Raw genomic sequence first — 1,998 nt, 5'->3', positions numbered from 1 at the left:
GTCGGTGCTAGCGCGCAGGCGGCGAAGAATGCGGTCCGTGCCGCAACGACGCCAATCTCGCCGCTGGTCCTGGATCTCAACGGCGATGGCATTCAGCTAAGTTCGTTGAGCGACTCTACCGCCTTCTTCGATCTCACGAGCGATAGCTTCGCCAGACATACCGGCTGGGTTACTGGGGGCGATGGGCTCTTGGCAATCGACCGCAACGGCAATGGCAAGATCGATAACATCACCGAACTGTTCGGCAATTCGACTACTGACGGTTTTTCCGTTCTTTCGGCGCTCGATTCCAATGGCGACGGGGTTATTGATGCGAACGATGCCAGCTTTTCAGAACTCAGAGTATGGATCGACAGCAACGGGGACGGCATTACCGACCCTGCTGAGCTTGTCACCTTGGCGCAGGAGGGGATCACCTCGATCGACCTCCATGCCACTTCGAGTAACCAAGTCATAAGCGGCAATTCAATCAGTTCGGAAAGTAGGTTCGCCTGGGCTAATGGAACGACGGGATCGATCGTTGATGCGTGGTTTCAGAACGACGCAACCGACACTCGGTATGTCGGCGACTACCAGTTTAGTCCTGATACGATGCTGCTTCCCTGCATTCGAGGGTACGGCGAAGTGCCGGATCTTTGGATTGCCATGAACCAGAACGGAACCCTGCTGGACATGGTGTCTCACCTTGCCGAGAATATCAATCAGGATCCAGCTACCACTCTTTCCAATGTAAAGTCCCTTCTGCTCGAATGGTCAGGGTCTAGCGAGATTGATCGCACCAGCCGAGGCGACCAATTCGATGCACAAGAGCTGGACTTCCTTGAGAAATACACAGGCGAAGCGTTTTATGATGCCAACTATAATAATGTTGCAGGGTTGCCTCCGACAAATCCCCGGTGGTTATCAGCGGTCTTGCTGCGTGAGGGCTGGAACAGCGCATATGATGGCGTGATGGCGCGCCTGATCCTCCAGGCCGGCTATAATCTGCCAGAATTCACCTACGATTTCCAAACAGACAAGATACTTCCGCAAACGGATTTGGCGACGTCATTTGTCGATGAGTTTCAGAAGCTCGGAGAGGTAACCGCAAGTAATGAAGCACAATGGGAGATCGTGCTGCGAGTTGCCGACGCGGCCCGGCTCGATCTCAACCTGTCGCCGGAAGCTTTTGTATCGACAATCGCGACCTCAGCGTCCGCCTCCCTTGCAGCAATTGCAAGTGCCCTGCTCTCGGGTGAGGATTTTACGGTCAATGCTGACGGTTCAATAGCCCTGTCGGGCGTAACAATTGATTCTGTCCTCCATGCCGGCGGAAATGTCCGGTCAATCAGCCTCACGGGAAACAATTCGCTTCTGCCCCCGTCCCTGAATGACACGATTGTCTATCGGCGTGGGGACGGCAATCTCGACATCGATATTGTTGATTATAGCGAGACTGCTACCAACACACTTGAATTTGGCCACGGGATCGATCCGTCAGACTTAGTGGTTGCTTTTGACGCAAATCGCGATCTTACCTTGAAGACCGGAGCCGCTGGCGATGAGATAACGCTCATCAAGATGGGCCAGTCTGGTACCTATGGCGTCCAGGATATCAGCTTCGCAGATGGCACGACCTGGGATCGCGCGCAAATCGTCGCTTTGGCCGAGTCAGGAACAGCTGGGAATGACTACGTTTACGGGACGAGCGGCAATGACCAGCTTTCGGGCGATGCCGGCGACGATTACCTTGAGGGAGACAGCGGCAACGACACCTACTCCTTCAATCCCGGCGACGGACACGACACGATCTACGACAACGGCGGGACGAGCGACGTCGACAAGCTCGTCTTCGGCGCGGGCATCAACCCCGCCGACGTCACGGTGACGCAGACCAACAGCGGCCATGACCTGCTGCTGTCGATCGCCGGGACAGGCGACACGGTGACGCTGCGCTACCAGGTGGACTACGCCTATGGCGGCGTCGACCAGGTGGTGTTCGCCGACGGCACGGTGTGG

The 1,998-nt window shown here is 56.0% G+C and carries 1 protein-coding gene; it reads left to right on the top strand.

Annotation, left to right across the window (positions count from 1 at the left end):
• Window positions 1–1,998: calcium-binding protein (locus FJ980_RS30120; protein ID WP_281406346.1), on the top strand; the 1,998-nt coding region annotated here is incomplete at both ends.

The organism is Mesorhizobium sp. B1-1-5 (genome assembly GCF_006443065.1).
Lineage (GTDB): Bacteria > Pseudomonadota > Alphaproteobacteria > Rhizobiales > Rhizobiaceae > Mesorhizobium.
The sequence above is the reverse complement of the archived record's forward strand: the minus strand, read 5'-3'. Positions and strand labels throughout refer to the sequence as shown.